14 protein-coding genes are annotated in these 16,824 nt (G+C 69.3%); 1 reads left to right on the top strand and 13 read right to left on the bottom strand.

The genetic code is table 11. The annotated features are described in order from the left end of the window. Positions 1-49: 49 nt before the first annotated feature. The 11 genes from ACP7BP_RS20490 to ACP7BP_RS20440 all read right to left on the bottom strand — a co-directional run bounded on the left by ACP7BP_RS20490 (position 50) and on the right by ACP7BP_RS20440 (position 9,551). The gene (locus ACP7BP_RS20490; protein WP_426247413.1) at positions 50-301 is read right to left on the bottom strand and encodes a hypothetical protein; all 252 of its coding nucleotides are present in this window, start codon (positions 299-301) and stop codon (positions 50-52) included. Then, positions 301-1,479 (bottom strand): Rieske 2Fe-2S domain-containing protein, encoded by a 1,179-nt coding sequence (locus ACP7BP_RS20485; RefSeq protein ID WP_426247412.1) that lies wholly within the window; start codon positions 1,477-1,479, stop codon positions 301-303. The genes ACP7BP_RS20490 and ACP7BP_RS20485 overlap by 1 nt, the downstream gene beginning before the upstream one ends. Before the next feature lie 89 nt (positions 1,480-1,568). Then, positions 1,569-2,393, bottom strand: a complete 825-nt coding sequence (locus ACP7BP_RS20480) for a fumarylacetoacetate hydrolase family protein (RefSeq protein ID WP_426247410.1) — start codon at positions 2,391-2,393, stop codon at positions 1,569-1,571. 117 nt (positions 2,394-2,510) lie between these two features. Next, complete coding sequence (locus ACP7BP_RS20475; protein WP_426247408.1) at positions 2,511-3,065, bottom strand: hypothetical protein; 555 nt, start codon at positions 3,063-3,065, stop codon at positions 2,511-2,513. Further along, the gene (locus ACP7BP_RS20470) at positions 3,062-4,627 is read right to left on the bottom strand and encodes a tripartite tricarboxylate transporter permease (RefSeq protein ID WP_426247406.1); all 1,566 of its coding nucleotides are present in this window, start codon (positions 4,625-4,627) and stop codon (positions 3,062-3,064) included. Before ACP7BP_RS20470 ends, ACP7BP_RS20475 begins: the two co-directional genes overlap by 4 nt. Before the next feature lie 150 nt (positions 4,628-4,777). Further along, positions 4,778-5,872, bottom strand: coding sequence for a Bug family tripartite tricarboxylate transporter substrate binding protein (locus tag ACP7BP_RS20465; protein ID WP_426247404.1), 1,095 nt, complete (start codon positions 5,870-5,872; stop codon positions 4,778-4,780). A 110-nt stretch (positions 5,873-5,982) separates the two neighbouring features. After that, positions 5,983-6,972: a PDR/VanB family oxidoreductase gene (locus ACP7BP_RS20460; protein WP_426247403.1), complete on the bottom strand. Its 990-nt coding sequence runs from the start codon at positions 6,970-6,972 to the stop codon at positions 5,983-5,985. 238 nt (positions 6,973-7,210) lie between these two features. Then, positions 7,211-8,140, bottom strand: coding sequence for an endonuclease/exonuclease/phosphatase family protein (locus ACP7BP_RS20455; RefSeq protein ID WP_426247402.1), 930 nt, complete (start codon positions 8,138-8,140; stop codon positions 7,211-7,213). Between the two features lie 117 nt (positions 8,141-8,257). Next, on the bottom strand, positions 8,258-8,716 hold the full coding sequence (locus ACP7BP_RS20450) for a hemerythrin domain-containing protein (RefSeq protein ID WP_426247401.1): 459 nt from the start codon (positions 8,714-8,716) through the stop codon (positions 8,258-8,260). Between the two features lie 11 nt (positions 8,717-8,727). Continuing rightward, positions 8,728-9,027, bottom strand: a complete 300-nt coding sequence (locus ACP7BP_RS20445; RefSeq protein WP_426247399.1) for a DUF4287 domain-containing protein — start codon at positions 9,025-9,027, stop codon at positions 8,728-8,730. 77 nt (positions 9,028-9,104) lie between these two features. Continuing rightward, positions 9,105-9,551, bottom strand: coding sequence for a DUF1905 domain-containing protein (locus tag ACP7BP_RS20440; protein WP_426247398.1), 447 nt, complete (start codon positions 9,549-9,551; stop codon positions 9,105-9,107). 52 nt (positions 9,552-9,603) lie between these two features. On the opposite strand from ACP7BP_RS20440, the gene ACP7BP_RS20435 reads away from it, so the two are divergent. After that, positions 9,604-10,704, top strand: coding sequence for a DNA glycosylase AlkZ-like family protein (locus ACP7BP_RS20435; RefSeq protein WP_426247396.1), 1,101 nt, complete (start codon positions 9,604-9,606; stop codon positions 10,702-10,704). A 184-nt stretch (positions 10,705-10,888) separates the two neighbouring features. Here the strand turns inward: ACP7BP_RS20435 and ACP7BP_RS20430 are convergent, their stop codons facing one another. Together ACP7BP_RS20430 and ACP7BP_RS20425 are read right to left on the bottom strand one after the other, a co-directional pair. Continuing rightward, complete coding sequence (locus ACP7BP_RS20430) at positions 10,889-11,518, bottom strand: dihydrofolate reductase family protein (RefSeq protein WP_426247394.1); 630 nt, start codon at positions 11,516-11,518, stop codon at positions 10,889-10,891. A gap of 123 nt (positions 11,519-11,641) precedes the next feature. Continuing rightward, positions 11,642-16,747 carry a peroxidase family protein gene (locus ACP7BP_RS20425; RefSeq protein ID WP_426247392.1) on the bottom strand — a complete coding sequence of 1,702 codons (5,106 nt, stop codon included), beginning with the start codon at positions 16,745-16,747 and terminating at the stop codon, positions 11,642-11,644. Positions 16,748-16,824 lie beyond the last annotated feature (77 nt).

Here is a 16,824-nt window from a genome sequence, read left to right as displayed (position 1 = left end):
GGTACGGAGGCACGGGCGGTGCTCGCCCCCTCGGGGGACGGTCCCGACGTCAGTTTCCTTGGACCAGCACGAACTGGAGCCCGTCGACGGGCTCACCGGTCCTGCGTGTCCACCACTCCTTGATGATCGCCTGGGTGCGGTCGATCGCCTCGTCCGGCGAGCTGCCGTCCTCGTTCGCGACAGGGCACTCCGGAGCCTCGGTCCAGTGCGTCACATCGGCGTCGATCGAGGGCGAGACGTGCAGGATGATCCTGAAGACCGGATCGGGTACGGGACCGGCGTTGCCGTCGATGGCTTCCATCAGCTCTTGGCGAATCCCTCGGCATGCTCCGGCCGCAGATAGTCGAAGTTGATGCTCTGGTTCTTGGCCTCGTCCCAGACGAGAGCCATCGGCGAGCCGCCCTGCTCCACCAGCTCGATCTGCTCGGCGAGCATCCGCCGCAGCATGGCGATGCCGCGATCGGAGGCGCCCAGGTTCTCCTTGGTGCGATCCGTGATCCGACCCTGCGTCTCCCAGGCCATCTGGTCCTGGACAGGGAAGGTGAGCATGTCGTAGCCGCCATCGGGCGTGCGCCCAGCGTCCTTGGGGAGCACGATCGACTCGCGCAGCTCGTCCTCGGGCTCTGCGTCGATGCCCTCGGTCGGGAAGAAGGTCATCTCGAACAACAGCGTGTTCTCGTCGTCGACCGGCACCCGCCAGTGCATGAGGTCGTCACGGACCCCGTCGCCGACGCGCAGGATGTTGGGGAAGATCAGCGGCGGCCGTCGCTCGATGCCGGCGTTCTCGCCGCCGTAGACGCAGGTCTTCTCGATGCCCCACTCACACCGCTCGAAGGAGTAGCTCTCGACCGGGCGCTCGTAGTACGCCGCCGCGACCCGGTCGGGCTCGCCGTTCGGGTACCCGAGCTCGCGGAGCATCCTGGCGTGCAGGTAGTAGGTGTGGATCGTGTCAGCGGTGTTCTCCTGGATCTGCAGCCAGTTGCACTCCAGCGGTCCACGAAGCCAGAGCTGTCGCCACCCGTTGCGCTTGACCAGCACATCCCAGCGCGGCAGCAGCGGCACCGGGTCGGACTCCGAGTCCGGGCCCAGGTAGGCGAAGATCAAGCCGCTGAGTCGCTCGACGCGGTAGCCGTTGATGCCCGACCGCTTCCGGAGCCGGTCGTTGTTGGGCGCCTCGAACGGCTGGTCCACGCACTCACCCGAGTAGGCGAACTTCCATCCGTGGTAGGCACAACGGACTCCGTCCTCCTCGAGGAACCCGTAGAACAGCGAGCAGGAGCGGTGTGCGCAGTGCTCCTGGAAGAGCGCGTACTCACCGTTCGGCTGGAGCGCGAGGATGAGGTCTTCGCCGAGGATGCGAACCTGGAGCTTCGGCTTCTCGGGCGTCAGCTGGCTGGCCAGGGCCACCGGGTGCCAGTACCGACGCAGCAGGTTGCCGCCGGGCGTGCCCGGGCCCACCTGCGTGAGTCGTTCGTTCATCGCGTGACTAAGCATGATTCCTCCGCACCGTGTCCTGACTCTCGGGATTCGTGTTCTACATTATAGGAATAGCGACGCCTTGGGAAGGGTCATGCGCGTTCCAGCACCACTGTGTTGCGGACTGAGCCGAGCCCGTCGATCTCGACCACCACCTCGTCGCCGGGCTTGAGGAAGACCTGCGGGTCACGTCGGTACCCGACGCCGCCTGGCGTGCCCGTGAGGATCACGTCGCCCGGAAGAAGGGTCGTGAACTCCGAGATGGTCGAGATCAGCGTGGGGATGTCGAAGATCAGGAGCGAGGTGTCGGAGTCCTGCAGCTTCGTCCCGTTCAGGATCGTCCGCAGCCCGGCGGCCGCGACGTCGACCTCGTCCGGGGTGTAGAGGTACGGACCCAGCGGCGTCGAGCCCTCCCACGCCTTGCCCTGCAACCACTGGTGGGTCTTGTACTGGTAGTCGCGCATGGTCACGTCGTTGGCCACCGAGTAGCCCAGCACGTGCTCATGGGCCCGCTCCGGAGCGATCCGGCGGCCCTCACGTCCGATGACGACGGCGAGCTCGGCCTCGTAGTCGACCTGCGCCGAGGCCGCCGGCACCACGATCGGGTCGTAGGCGCCGATGAGCGCGGAGGCGAACTTGGTGAAGAGGACCGGGTACTCCGGCATGTCTCGACCGGTCTCCCCCACATGGGCCTTGTAGTTGAGCCCGACGCAGATCACCTTGTCCGGCTGCGGCACGACCGGTCGGAGCCGGACGTCCGTGACGGGCACCCTGACGCCGGACTCCACCAATGACGCCAGCACCTCGGTGGTCGTCTCGCGGCCCAGCTCGCTCGGACCGACGAGCGCCACGACCTCGTCACCCTCGACGCGGCCGATGTGGCACCGGCCCTCGTGCTCATATGACGCGAACGGCATCGGCCGTCCTCCTTCTGGATGTGGCGCCGGCGCGCTCGGGAGCGCGCCAGGCGCAGTCGTAGCAACTGCCGCGGGACCGCGACAGTCGACCCTCCCGCCGGGTGGCTGACCACGCGGTCAGCCGAAGAGCCGCCACACGACGGGCTCGGGCCACGGAGCGTTGATCACCTCGTCGTAGAGCCCGAAGACCATGGCGAGCAGTCCAAGGCTGACGACCGCCGACTTGATCAGGGAGAAGTTGGCGAAGAAGTAGAGGTAGACGAAGACGCCGAGCGGCACGGAGATCTCGACGCCGACGAGCCAGATGCCGACGATCAGCATCACGATCAGCCCTGTGACGTGGATGAAGCGCCTGGTGTTCTCCCGGTGGTCGTCGCTCAGCCGGAAGCCGAGGTCCATCACCTGACCGTTCGGCTCCTCGCCGGCGGGGGTGCTCTCCGGGCGTGCTCTGAGCAGCGTGAACCACCGGTAGAGGAGGAACGGCAGGCCGACTCCCAGGGCCATCCGGGGCAGCAGCGCGGCATCCGACGGCCAGCCCATGGAGTCCTTCAGCATGTAGGCGAAGAACAGGGTCACGACGGTGAGGAGTGCCCCCTCTCCCACCCGCTCCAAGGAGAGGCGGCCACCACCACCCTGCCGCTCGTCGCTCTCACTGAGGGTTCCGTCGGTCACTTCTTCTCCACCTCGCTCGGGCTCAGGTCGGTCGTGAGCGGCACCGTCGTCGCCCCGGCCAGCGCCGTGTCCTCGATGGTGCGGCTCTTCACGCGGTTCACGAGGCGGCTGAGGACCGCGCCGACCGCGAACACGGTCAGGATCCCCAAGAAGGCCGGTCGCTGCAGCATGGACCATCCGTAGGTCGCGAAGGCGATGTTCATGTACTTCTCCAGCAGCGGAGTGAGAACGATCGCCAGCAGGATCGGTGGCCTCGGCCACCCGTACCGCTTCATGAACAGCCCGAGCACGGTGAAGGCGATCACGACGAAGAAGTCCGCCATGTCGTAGGTCGTCGTGAACGCCGAGAGCAGCACGATGGCGATCAGGGGCGCGGCGAGCAGCTCGGCCCGGACATCGGTCAGGCGCGTGATCCACGGACCGGCGTAGAGCATGATCGGGACGACGACGATGTTGCCGAGGACGAGAGCCAGGAGCATGCCCATCGTCACGTCCAGGTTGACGCCGACCATGTCCGGACCCGGGGTGTATCCGCCGACGATCAGCACCGAGAGAAGGATGGCCGTCCCACCGCTGCCGGGCAGGCCGAAGACGAGCGTCGGGATCAGGACGCCACCGTCGCTGGAGTTGTTCGAGGACTCGGCGGCAATGACGCCGCGGACGTCACCCTTCCCGAAGGTCTTCTTGCCGTCCTTCACCGTGGCACGAGCGCTGGAGTAGGCGATCCAGTGCGCCGCGGAGCCTCCGACGCCCGGCATCAGGCCGACGGCCGTGCCGATGAAGGAGGAGCGCAGCAGCAGCCACTTGTGGCTCAGCCCGATGCGCATGCCCTCACGGACCTGGGCCTTGCTCTCGGCCAGCGAGCGCTGGGCGTCCCGGCCGGAGATCGAGGTCTTCGCGACCGCCATCTCGATGAGCTCCGGAAGGGCGAACAGCCCGATCACGATCGGGACCAGCTCGAAGCCGTCGAACAGGTAGCTCGAGCCGAAGTCCCCTCGCACCGCGCCACCCGTCGGGGCCAGGCCGACGGTGGCGAGCAGGATGCCGAACGCGGCCGCGAGCATGCCCTTCGACATGGCACCCGTGCTCAGTGCGGCGACCGAGACGATCCCGAGGAGCGAGAGCAGGAAGAACTCGGGCGAGCCGAAGGCCGGGATGATCGTGCGAGCGAGCGGCAGGGACGCGAGCAGGACGAGCGCACCGAAGAGCCCGCCCACCAGGCTGACGGAGTAGCTGGCCCCGATGGCGATGCCCGCCTCACCCCGCCGGGCCATCGGATACCCGTCGAGCACCGTCGCCTGGGAGCTCCGGTCCCCGGGGATCCCCATCAGGATCGAGGTGATCGGCTTGGTGATGTCCGAGGCCGCGTTGTTGAACACGATGACCACCGCGGCGATGTACGGGTCGAGCACCCCCGCCAGGCTCAAGATCACCGCTGAGACCGGAAGCGCGCCTCCGGGAGTCAGTCCAGAGATCAGGGCGATCGGCAGCACGATGAGCATCCCGAGTAGGGGCCCGAAGGAGAAGATGTCACCGAGCGCCTGGACGAGTGCGTCTAGCACAACGTTTACCTCTCGATCATTGGTTGCTGTTCGTCATGGGAGGTGGAATGCCGGGGGTCGTGGCAGGTCAGGAGCGACTCCGCGAGAGCTCGCGCTCCCCGGCATCCCACACTTCCATCTGAATGCATCTGGACTGCAGAAGCGCGACGGCTACTCCGGCAGCTCGATGAACTGCTTGAAGATCTCGCGACCCTCAGGGGAGAGGTCCTCGACCATCGACACGGCCTCCTCGATGTCCTCGGTCGGCTTGTACTCGCCGACCTCACCGGCCTGGACCAGCTTGGCGCGGAACTCCTCGTTGGTCACCGCCTCCTCGAAGGCCTGGTGCCAGACCTCCGCGATCTCGGCGGGCAGGTCCTTGTGGATGAACATCGAGCGCGCGTAGTCGTCGAAGCGGGCAGCCGCCCGGTAGGCATCGACCTGGTCGGAGCTCACGTCGAGCCCGGGCAGCTCGGTCAGCTCGGGGATGTCCTCGGGAGCGGCATCCATGCCGAGCTCCGTGAGGTACTCCTGGGTCGGGGAGACGTCGCTGTACCAGAGCGGGACGAGCCCTGGATCCTTGATCACCTCCGGGTACTCGGTGATGCCGAAGGACGACGCGCACCGGACGGTCGCGTCGGTCTCGCCACGAGCGAACGACGCGACGATCTCCTCGACGCCGTCGTAGCCGCGCACCACCTCGACGGGGAACCCGCCCATCTCGAGGAACTGGACCTGGCGCTCGGTGCCACCGGGGGCGGAGAGTCCGCCGAACTTCAGCGTGTCCCCGTCCTTGATGTCCTCCCACGACGTGAACTTGTCCTTCCGGGCGCACGCCAGGTGCTCGGTCGCACTGTTCGGCGTCCCCATCAGGTCGATGTCCTTGTAGTCGAACCCCTCGACCGTCTCGCCGACGAGCTGGGGGGTGTACCACTTGTCCAGCGCGAACATCCCCAGCGCCTTGCCGGGATCCTGCTTGACGGCGTACTGGATGCCGGCCAGGCCGCCGCCTCCAGGCAGGTTGGTGACCACGATGTTGGGCTTCCCCGGCAACGCGTCCTCGAGGTAGGGCTCGAGGAGGCGGGCGGTGGTGTCGTACCCGCCCCCTGCCGAGAAGGGCACCACGAGCTCGATCTTCTGTCCGTCGAAGAAGTCGGCCGGGTCATCGCCGGCCGCCCAGCTGTCTTCCCCGCAGGCGGTGACCGTCGTGGAAAGCAGCGCCACAGCAGCGGCCCCGGCCCAGCAGTTCTTTGTACGTCTAGTCACATCAGTGTCCAATACTCTCGACTGGCGGACGCCCACACCGACATCCGTGATTCACATGGCTCAAACAGCTTTCATCTCTCGATCTCGCCACAGCGCCCCATCGGGAGCGGTCATAGATCGAGAACCAGGCGATTCGACTTCGACCTGCCCACACAGATGATCATCGTGTCGCCGTTCTCCTTCTCCTCCTCACTCAAGATCTGGTCGTGATGCTCCGGAACGCCCTCGAGGACCCGGGACTCGCAGAAGCCGCAGTAGCCCTCCTCGCACGAGAACTGGACGTCCGCGACGACGTCCTTGACGACCTCGAGCAGTCCCCTTTCGGGTGGCACGAGGACAGTCACACCAGTGCGTCGCAGCTCGACCTCGAACGGCATGCGCGCCGCCGAGGCGACCGATCCACCGGTCACTGGCTCCGGCCCAGCCGAGAAGCGCTCGAGGTGCAGCCTCGATGCGAGACCTTTCGCCTCACACACATCGCTCACGGCACGCAACATGCCCTCCGGACCGCATGCGTAGATCGCCGTCCCGGGCTCGACGTCCGAGATGACCTCACGCAGCGGGAGGATCCCGAGCCGGTCCTCGGGAAGAATCCGCACGCGGCCGGCGGCCAAGCCCTGCAGCTCATCGACGAACGCCATGCTGGCCCGGGTCCGGCCGCCGTAGATCAGCGTCCATTCTCGTCCGCTCGCGAGTGCGGTCCGCACCATCGCGAGGATGGGCGTGATGCCGATGCCGCCCGCGATGAAGAGGAAGCGCTCCGCGTCCTCCAGCGGGAACTGGTTGCGGGGGCCGTGCACCTTCAGTGCGCGGCCGACCAGAGCCGTGTCGTGGATCTCGGCAGAGCCTCCGCGCCCGTTGACCTCCCGAAGCACGGCCACCGTGTAGGTGGACGTGTCCGCGGGGTCGCCGCACAGGGAGTACTGCCGGGTCACCCCGCTCGGCAGGGACAGGTGGATGTGCGCCCCGGGCTCCCACGACGGAAGGGGCTTTCCATCGGGCCGTCCCAGGACGAGCGAGTGGACGCCCGCTGCCTCCAGGCGCACCTGGATGACGGTGAGCTGCTCGCCTGACAACACGTCCGGGGCCGTGCCTGCCATTCGCCACCTGTCCTCTCCGGATGCCGTGTCAACGAGCACTGAGCGACGTCAGCCCGATCTGGACGCCCGATCTGACGCCCGATCTGAACCTTCGGTCTCGGCGCCGTGCCCTCAAGGCGTTCCGTCACCCTAATGACCTAGTTGTCAGGACGCAAGACCTAGTTTTTGGGACTGTGGCGAGTCGCCAGCGTGACGGTGTGGACGTCGGGCGGGCCGCCGGGAGGCCGGCGGAGAGGTGTCAGGCCCGGTCGAGGTCCAGGGTCGCGACCACGGGCCGGTGGTCCGAGCCGGGCACGTCGACGCGAGCCAGCGGGTTGTCGGTGACCGACTGCGGCGTCGGACCGCCGGTGGTCACCTCGCTCACGCGCACGACGACGGCCCGGCTGACCAGGAGGTGGTCGATGAGCTCGCGTCGGCCCCGGTAGACGCGGGTCCACCGCTCCTCCTCCGGGATCAGCGGAGCGAGGTTCCACAGCCGGGCGCGGTCGCCGGAGTCGGGGGTGTCGAAGCCACCCGTGCCGATCTCGGACCCCGGCGGGCCGAGCAGGATCTGGGTGGTCGCCGCCTGCGGCTCGTCGTTGAGGTCGCCGGCCACGACGAGCTGCTCGGCGCCTTCCCCCTCCAGCAACCCGTCGGCGCACTCCCGGACGCACGCGGCCTCGGCGGCCCGGCGGTGCACGGCGAACACGGCGTAGCGCGCCCGCTCGCCCTCGTCGCGCGGGCCGAAGCGGCCGTCCGGGTAGCTCAGGAGCTTCGACTTCAGGTGCACCGAGACGAGGTCGACGCCGCCGACGCGCGCCCGCAGCGCCGGCCGCCCCATGGCCGTGATCGTGGCACCGTCGTCGGCGACGCGGACCGGCCCCAACCGGGCGGGGAACTCCGACACCTGCTCCACCGACTCGGGTGCCGACGTGGCGACGACCCCTACCCGGATGCCGCGATCGTCGGGGCCGGCGAGCGCCACGTGCCACGGCCCGTCGAGACGGTCGACCAGGTCGTCGAGTGCACCCGGCGATCCCACCTCCTGTACGGCGAGGGCGTCGGGTGCCAGGAGCGTGATCGTCCGCGCGAGCGAGGCCAGCTTGGCGTCGTACACCTCGGGCGTCGGGCTGGCGTCGCTCTCGCCGGGACGGAAGAGATTCTCCAGGTTCCAGGTGCCGATCCTCATGCCACCACTATGGCGCTGTTGCTCGGGCGGCACCTCGTGGCAACCAGCGTCGAGCCCGACGTGCTGTCCGTTCGGGAGCCCCGCGGCGACCGCAGGGCCGCTCCTTCGGCATGGCACTCACAACGGCCCGAAGACGTCTCCCGGCTCGGCGTCGAGCGAGGTCGTCTCGAGCACTCCGAGCAGTTGGCGTTCCTCGTAGCCGAAGTGCGACTCCATCACCGCCTCGATCCCCTCGACGTGGCCCAGCAGCGCGGCGGGATCGGCGCGCGCGTCGACGGCGGCCCGGAAAGCACCCAGCAGGTGCTCGATCATGGAGTGGTCCTGCCGCAGCTTCATCAGCACCGGCTCGAGCTCCGGGTGACCCGCGAGGACGGCCGGGAAGAGGTGGGAGTCCTCGCCGGCGTGGTGGCCGCTGAGCGCCGCGCAGAAGCCCCAGCAGTGGAGAAGGAGGTCGCGCCCGAGTATCCCCTCGCCGTCCTCGACGGCGTCGCGGGCCACTTCCAGCGCGTCGCGCAGCCGCTGGTGCACCGCCCGCATCTCGGTCGCCCAGGCCACCGCGCGCTCGAGGTCGCTCATCGCGCGGCAGCCTACGGCGTGGACGGCTGGCCCCGCCTGACGAGCCCGTCGAGCCGGAGCACGTCGCTGTCGTCGCGATGGACGCCCGTCGTACCCACGTGCTTGTCGCTGATCTGCGGCCCGTTCTTGATCACGTGCACGAGTGCCATGGCGTGGCCGCGGCCGAGCTCGTAGTCGTCGGCGAGCCACGTCACGATCTCGCCCGACTTCGTCTCGGCGCCGAAGCCGCGGGCGTGCGCCTCGTCGACGATCTCCTGCGGGATCTTGCCGGTCTTCTTCTCGACGGTGTCGAGGTAGGCCTGGAAGGACATGAGGACTCCTGGTGTGAGGGTTTGGTGGTACGTCGAGCGGCGCCGCCCCACTTCGACATGGTGGACCTGAGGTTCCCCTAGGCCTTCCCGGCGCGGAGGTCGGCGACCGACGTGTCGATGCGCCTGGCTCGCGTGTCCGCGGCCTTCGCGCCGGTCACCGCGAGGACGATGCGCCGGCGACGGCTGAGCGACAGGCCCTGCCAGGCCGCATCGGCCTCCGGATCGGCCGCGATGGCTGAAGCCAGGTCGTCCGGGACGTCGAGGGTGCGCGGCTCGGTGTCGAGGGCGAGCTCGACCTCGACCTCGTCTCCTGCGGAGAGTCCGGCCGCCTCCCGGTTCTCCGCGCTCAGCGGCAGCAGGAACCGGCCGCCGCGCGCAGCCACGGTGCTGCGGTAGGTGTGTCCCGGCAGGGTCACGGTGACGGGTGTCTGCTTGCCCCGGCCGAGCGCGTCGACCACCTCCGCGGGCACCTCGAAGCCGGTCGCCGTCTTGCCGCCGAGCTCGACCGTCGTCGTGAATCGCATGGCACGACGGTACTGCCCTCGACCACCGCCGGGTGCGCCTACGATCGCGGTCGTGACCGAGGTCCACCAGCTCTCCCGAACCGACGCGCGGCGCATCGCCGTCCGCGCGCAGCTGCTCGCCAGACCGCGGCCCGCGGAGATGCTCGAGGTGGTACGACGCCTCACGCTGTTGCAGCACGACCCGATCAGCGCCGTGGCGCCGAGTGCCGACCTGGTGCTGTGGAGCCGGATCGGGTCGTCGTACTCCCCCGACGAGCTGCGCGACGCGCTCGACCGGCAGGAGCTGATCGACCACCGCGGGCTGATCCGCCCCGCCGAGGACCTCGCGCTCTACCGCGCCGAGATGGCGGCCTGGCCGGGCGTCGGTCCGTTGCGGCCCTGGCAGGAGGACCTCCGCGACTGGGTCGAGGCGAACGACTCCTGCCGGCTCGACATCCTCGACCGGCTGCGGCGCGACGGGCCGCTGCCGATGAGCGAGCTGCCCGACACCTGCCAGGTGCCGTGGGCCTCGAGCGGCTGGAACAACGACAAGAACGTGCAGCAGCTGCTCAAGACCATGGTCGCGCGGGGCGAGGTGGCGACCGCCGGCCGCGACGACCGCGAGCGGCTGTGGGACCTCGCCGAGCGGATCTACCCCGACGACCCGGTGCCCAGCATCGACGAGGCCCGGCGCATCCGCGACGAGCGCCGGCTCCTCGCCCTCGGCATCGCGCGGGCGCGAGGCCCCGAGATCAACGAGGAGGGCATCGTCGGCGAGACCGGCAAGCGGGCCGTCGTCGAGGGCGTCAAGGGCGAGTGGCGGGTCGACCCGACCCAGCTCGGCCAGCCGTTCCAGGGCCGCGCGGCCCTGCTGTCGCCGCTGGACCGGCTCGTCTACGACCGCAAGCGGATGGACGAGCTGTTCGAGTACGACTACACGCTCGAGATGTACAAGCCCGCGGCCACCCGCATCTGGGGCTACTACGCCCTCCCGATCCTGTACGCCGACCGGCTGGTCGGGAAGCTCGACGCCACCGCCGACCGCAAGGCCGGGGTTCTCCGGGTGAACGCGATCCACGAGGACGTGCCGTTCACGAAGCCGATGACCGCGGCGGTGGGTCGTGAGATCGCGGACCTGGCGACGTGGCTCGAGCTCGAGCTCGAGTCGCCGTAGCGCAGACCGAGCCAGGCGAGGTCCGGTCGTCACTTCCTCAGCGACGGCGTGGCCGACCACCGGGCGGGCCTGATGCCTCCGTCGCCGACGAGATGACGATGCTGCCGGCTGTGAGCGCGGCCGTGCCCTGCTTCGAGGGAGGTCACCGGCCGGCTGACGGCGCCGGCCGGCTAGCCCTCGGCCGTCATCGCCGGGTCCCGTCCGTCTCCCCGATCCGGCCCCTGGGGCGGTGAGTCACGTGCGTCGCCAAGGAGACCGGCCGCACCGACACGACCTCCAGCTCCAGGGGCGGAACGCCCGCGAAGAGCCGCTCCCCGGCTCCCAGCGTCACCGGCGCGACATGGGTGCGCAGCTCGTCGAGCAGACCCGCGCCGAGGTACTGGTTGATCGTCGCGGCCCCACCGGCGATGGCGACGTCGCCACCGTCGGCGGCCGCGCGGGCCCGGTCCAGAGCCGACTCGATGCCGTCGGTGACGAAGTCGAAGGTCGTCCCGCCCGTCATCTCCAACGGGTCACGCGGATGGTGCGTCAGCACGAAGACGGGACGGTGGTACGGCGGCTCGGGCCCCCACCAGCCCTGCCAGTCGAGGTCCCACTCACCACGCCCGGGGCCGAGCATGTTGCGCCCCATGATGAAGGCGCCGGCCGCGGTGATGGCCCCGAGCTCGTGGGGACTCTCCTCGGGGGTGTCGAACATCCAGGCGTGGAGCCGCTCCTCGACGGGTCCGTGGCCGAGCGGCTTCTCGAGCGTCTGCCCCAGCCCGGCGGCGTACCCGTCGACGGAGATGCTGACGTCACTGACGACCCTGCTCATGAGATCACCTGCCCGGCTCGGTCTCCTCCCATCGTTCAACGAACAGCACCCTTCGTGGAAGCCCCGCGACCCGGACGGCGTGGGGGACGTCCGGGTCGCGGGGGGTCTGCGGGGTGGGGCCGACTACCGGGCCCTCACCACCTTCGAGGTGGTGCCCAGGCTGCTGCCCACCTCGTTCACGGCGACGACCGTGACCCGGTAGCGCCCCTTCGGCAGGGTGAAGGTGTGTGCCAGGCGCTGCGGCCCGAAGGACCTCCTCGCCACCACCTTGTCCTTGCCGGGGCGGACCTTCTGCACCACGACCCGGTACTGCAGGGTCGACGCGCCACCTGTGAGCTCCGGAGCCGACCAGGCGACCCTGATCGTCTTCGCACCGCCGGCCTTGCCGGCCCTTACCGACCGCATCTCGGGCGCCGCCGGCGCCGCCGGCTGGGTGCCGGGGGTGCCGGTGACGGGCGGGGTGCCCGTCGTCGGCGGCTGCGTCGTCGGCGGTCGAGGTGCCGGCGGCTGCTGTCCCGGGGGAGGCGTCGCCGACAGCACCAACGGGGCGCTCCTGGGGGACCAGGCTCCCGGGCCGGCGGCGTTCACGCCCCGCACCTGGAAGCGGTACTCCGGCCCGATCTCCAGTCCGGTGACCTCGAGGCTCACCGCGTCGTGGGCGATCGCCTCGATGATGCGGTCCGTCGCGCCGTTCCTGAGGACCTTCACCTCGAAGCCCATCAGGGTCGACTCCCCGAACCCCGGCGGCGACCAGGTCACCCTGGCCGAGGACGCACCGGCCACCGCGGCAGCTCCCAGGGCCGGGATCCCCGGCGCGGCCAGGTCGGGTACGACGTCCGACGGCTCGGAGAGGATCTCCTCGGGCGTGCCGTGGACGTCGCTGAACCGGATGCGCACCCGGAGCCGCTGACCCGAGTCGGCCGGCATCACCGTGTAGCTGCTCGCCGTGGCACCGGGGATGTTCGTCCAGCTGCTCCCGCTACCGCGCTGCCACTGGTGGTCGAGGTCCACGATCAGATCGCCGTCGTCGTTGTGCGTCCCGTCGGGGTCGACCAGGCCGCTGGCCGCGACCACGCTCCCGACCGCCGGGCTCTGCGGGTCCACGACCAGGCCGGTCGGCTCGTCGTTGACGTTCACGACCGGCAGGGTCGTGTGCGAGGTGATCGACTCCAGCGTCCCGTTGGCGTCGAGGAACGTCGCGATCACCCGCAGCGTGAAGCCGGCCTCCGGGTCACCGGGAGTGAACGTCGCACCGACCCCGTTGGCGGAGGGCGTGAACTCACCCTCGTCGTCGCCGTACTGCCAGGTGTAGACGATCGTGTCCGTCTGGATCGGGCCGTCCGGGTCGCTGAAGTGACCGGTCACCGTGAGCGGCTCGTCCTCCTTCGGCTGGTCGGTGCTGAACGTGAGGTGGCCCGACGCGGCCGTGCCCTGCAGGTCGACCAGGTCGACGGTCTCGTCGGCGAACTGGACGCGCTCGATGTTGCGCAGCGTGTCCACACCGGACTGGAGCCCACCGGCGTCCTCGTCCACGTGGGCGACGCGCCAAGTCCCGTCACCGTTCTCGGTGAGCGTGTGCTGGTCACGCACGTCGGCGTAGACAGCGGTGTCGATGCTGTTGTCGACCTGCTGGACGATCTCGCGACGGGTCTCGATGTCGGCCGGGTCGATCTCGCCCGCGAACGCGCGCTCCTGGACCTGCGACATCGAGTCGGCGCGCTCGCCGCCGGGGAGCTCCAGGTAGACGTCCAGGGCGGCGTCACCGTCGAGGTAGTCGTCACCGGACCGACCCTCCATCAGGTCGCTGCCGCCTCCTCCGAGCAGCATGTTGCCCGTCTGGTTGATGGCCAGGAAGGGGGTGGCGTACTTCGGCACCTCGGGCAGCGAGCCGCCCTCGAGCTGCTGGCCGGAGCTCAGCATCTCGCGCAGGCCGGAGACCCGGTCGAGCTGTGCCTGGGTCAGCTCGTGACCCTTGCCACCGATGGGGAACGCCTGGTCGCCCGGGTGACGGCGCCCACGGAGCACGTCGTTGCCCTCCCAGCCCGAGAGACCTTCGACGTTCATGAAGCGGGACCTCATGACCGTGACGTTCGGCGGCTGGAAGATCAGCACGTCCAGGTCGGCGTCGACCGGGTCCGGGTCGCCCTTGTGGGTGACCCAGTCGAAGCCGAGCATGCCGGCGTGACGGTCACGGCCGTTGTTCAGCATGATGTCGTCACCACCCTCGGCGTCGTGGTCGTCGTTGCCGGACCCGCCGTCGAGCACGTCCGCACCGCCCACCGGGTCGTTCTGGAACGTCAGCGCGTTGTCGCCTTGCACCAGGTCGGCGCCCTTGCCGCCCTCGAGCCAGTCGTCGGCCTCGTTGCCGGTCATGACGTCGCTTGCGTTGCCGCCCTGCAGGAAGTCGGCGCCCTGTCCCGCGAAGGACTGGGTGGCCTCCTGCCCGTGTAGGAGGAAGTCCTTCCCGGACTGCCCGAAGATCACGTCGAAACCGTGGCCGGCGTTGACGACGTCGTCGCCGGGACCGGCGTGGAAGGTGTCGTCACCGAACACGTCGGTGAGGACGTCGTCACCGGGTCCGCCGTGGAACCCGTCGTTGCCGATGCCGCCTTCCAGGTGGTCGTCACCCTCGTGCGACCACAACGCGTCGTCGCCCTCACCGCCACGCATCCTGTCGACACCCAGCGTGCCGTGCATGGTGATGTGCTCGTCGCCGTCCCAGCGCCACCAGCCGTCGAGCTGGCTCAGGCCCGGGACCCCCCCGGCCGGGACGGTGTCCAGGTCGATGGTCAGGTCCTGGCTGGCGAACATGTCGACCGGCAGGTCCTGCGCAGCCGTGTTCCGCATGACCAGCTCGGCGAACGAGTTCGCCTCCAGCTGGTGGAAGAGGTTGAGGCCCTGGTTGCGGTTCAGGTAGTAGAACCGGTCACCGTTCTGCAGGTCCTCCATGTGCTCCTCGAACACGTGGTTGAAGGTAGTGCCGAGCATGCCCCCGAAGACCGCGGGCCGCTCGGCGAGGCCGCCGATCCACAGGTCCACGTCGTCCAGGCCGCTGGCGGCGGCCGGGGCGGTCATGAAGGCGCTGTCGAGTGTCAGCGCCTGGGCAGCGAGCCTCTTCTCGTCCAGCGTGCCGGCCGACGCGAGCGTCGGGTGGATGCCGTACGCCGCGATGAAGTTGACGATCGAGGCGCGGTGCTTGAGCTCGAGCCGGAAGTCCTCCCAGCTCGCGTACGGACGCAGTGCGGAGTTCGCTCCGTTCGCGAAGAACTGGCGCCGGGCCTTGTTCAGCGACGGGATGCCGGTGTCTCGGCCCCGAGCCAGGTTGATCGTCGCCAGGTCCAGCGGGACGCCCAGCAGGTTGTTGCGCAGGGTGTCGGTGACGAACTCGTCGATCTCGTTGCCGGTCTGGTTCATCATCCCCTGGATGACGGCCGCGGCGCCCTCGTCGTGCGTCAGCGCACCGTTGTCGGTGAACGCGGCCGGGTTGAGGAACGCGTCGAGCAGCGGCATCGACGTCGTCCCGAAGCCCTCGCGGTCGACGGTCTCGTTGAGCATCGAGTGGCCGAAGCGGTAGACGACGTGCGCGAACTCCGCCTTCACCGAGGAGTCGATGTCACCGTGGTAGAGCGACTCGTTGATCGGGCCCGGGTCGACGTTCGGCTGGACCTTGCGCGCGAACTCCTCGAACACCAGGTGCTGGTACTCCATCTCCGTGACGAAGCGCGCCGCCTGGAACAGCCTCTCGCCGTAGCCCCACACCCCGCTCTCATCACGCCAGCGGCTCTCGAACGCGTCGTCCTCCCCGGCGATCAGCTCGTCGATGTGAGCCGCGAGTCGGTTGTGCTCGCTGTGGAAGACGTGGTGCACCGACGTCAGGCCGATGTTCTCGTTGCCCCGGCCGTCCCCGGTGATGAAGTGCTCACCCAGCAGGGCCGCGTCGTGGGTGCCCTCCGGGTTCGGGGCCGCGGCGTGTGCGATGTCATCGAGGAACGCGACGCCCGCCTTCATGGCGTCGGTGGCGTCCGCGGGCGCGCCCGGGTCACCCTCGACCGTCGCCGTGGAGGGCTGCACGACCTGCGGGAAGCCGTTCTCGCCCGGGATGAAGTGGCCGTAGGGGTCGGTCGCCACCAGCGGCACCGCCAGTGCGTCCATGTCGTCGAGCTCGATGCCGAGCAGCGAGGAGGCCTGGGCCTTGATCTGGGACCAGTTGGCGAGGCCCTCGCCGCCGGCGCCACCGAGGAGCCGGCCGGTCGGCACGGGCGCGCCGTCCTGCATCTCGTACTCGCGGATGAAGACCTGGTGCGACGGGTGCGAGGTGTAGGTCTGGTTCTGGTCGACGTACGACGTGGTGCGGTTGGTGTGCTCCTGGATGTCGTCGCTGGTGCCCAGGATGTCGTCAGGACCAGGCTTGTTGGTCGCCCGGGTCAGCGGGATCATGTTCCGCATCGGGTTCGACCCCGTCGCCTGGTACAGCGGGTCGGAGCTCTTGAGCGGGACCATCACGGTGCCGCTGCCGCCCTTCGCCACGAGGTCGAGCCCGTGGTCGAAGAACTGGCCGAACAACGTGAACCACGAGTTGTAGGACGCCGAGAGGCCCTCGTCGGGAGAGACGTTGGGGATGAAGATCCCGTGGCCGGGCCGTGGGGTGCCGGGCTGCGTCGGCAGGGGCGGCAGGTCGATGACCCCGGACCCCTCGACCTCGAGAGCCACTTCGGCGGCGGCCGGGTTGTCCATCGTCTGGTCGACGATCAGGTTGCTGATCTCACGCGGCTCCGAGTCGACCACGTAGCCGGACTTGCTCTTGTACGACGACGGCATCGACGGGGCCGGGCCCGCCGGCCCGTCCGGGTCGAAGGACTCCGCGTCCTTGAACTCCGGAGCGAGCATGCGCGGGAACTCCTGGCCCGCGGCGCCGAACGTGCCGCGCTTCGGGAACTGGGCGGTGTTCGGGAGCAGGTTGTTGAACGACCCGTCCACGGTCCGCAGCCCGTACGGCAGCTTGGCGTCGGGCACGCAGGTCCAGCTCATGTCGGCGCGGTCGTCGCAGAGCAGCTCACCGCCCATGGCGTGGTGCTCGGCGACCTTGATCTGGTTCAGGATGAACTCCAGGTCGTGGCGCGTGACCTCGAAGTCGGAGTCCTCGTACTCGGCGGTCGCCGAGCCCTGGCTCCCCGTGACCACGATTCCCGCCAGCCCCAGGCTCATCAGCCCCGCGGCCGTCGCACGCATCCATGAACGTCGTACTCGTCTTGTTCCCATCGGAAACCCCCAGCTGTCCTGCGCCGCTGGCCCTCCCGGCGACGCGC

Origin of the sequence: Nocardioides sp. LHG3406-4 (assembly GCF_049897745.1) — a bacterium.
In the GTDB taxonomy this organism is placed as follows: Bacteria; Actinomycetota; Actinomycetes; order Propionibacteriales; family Nocardioidaceae; genus Nocardioides.
This window is presented reverse-complemented; position numbering and strand designations above follow the sequence as displayed.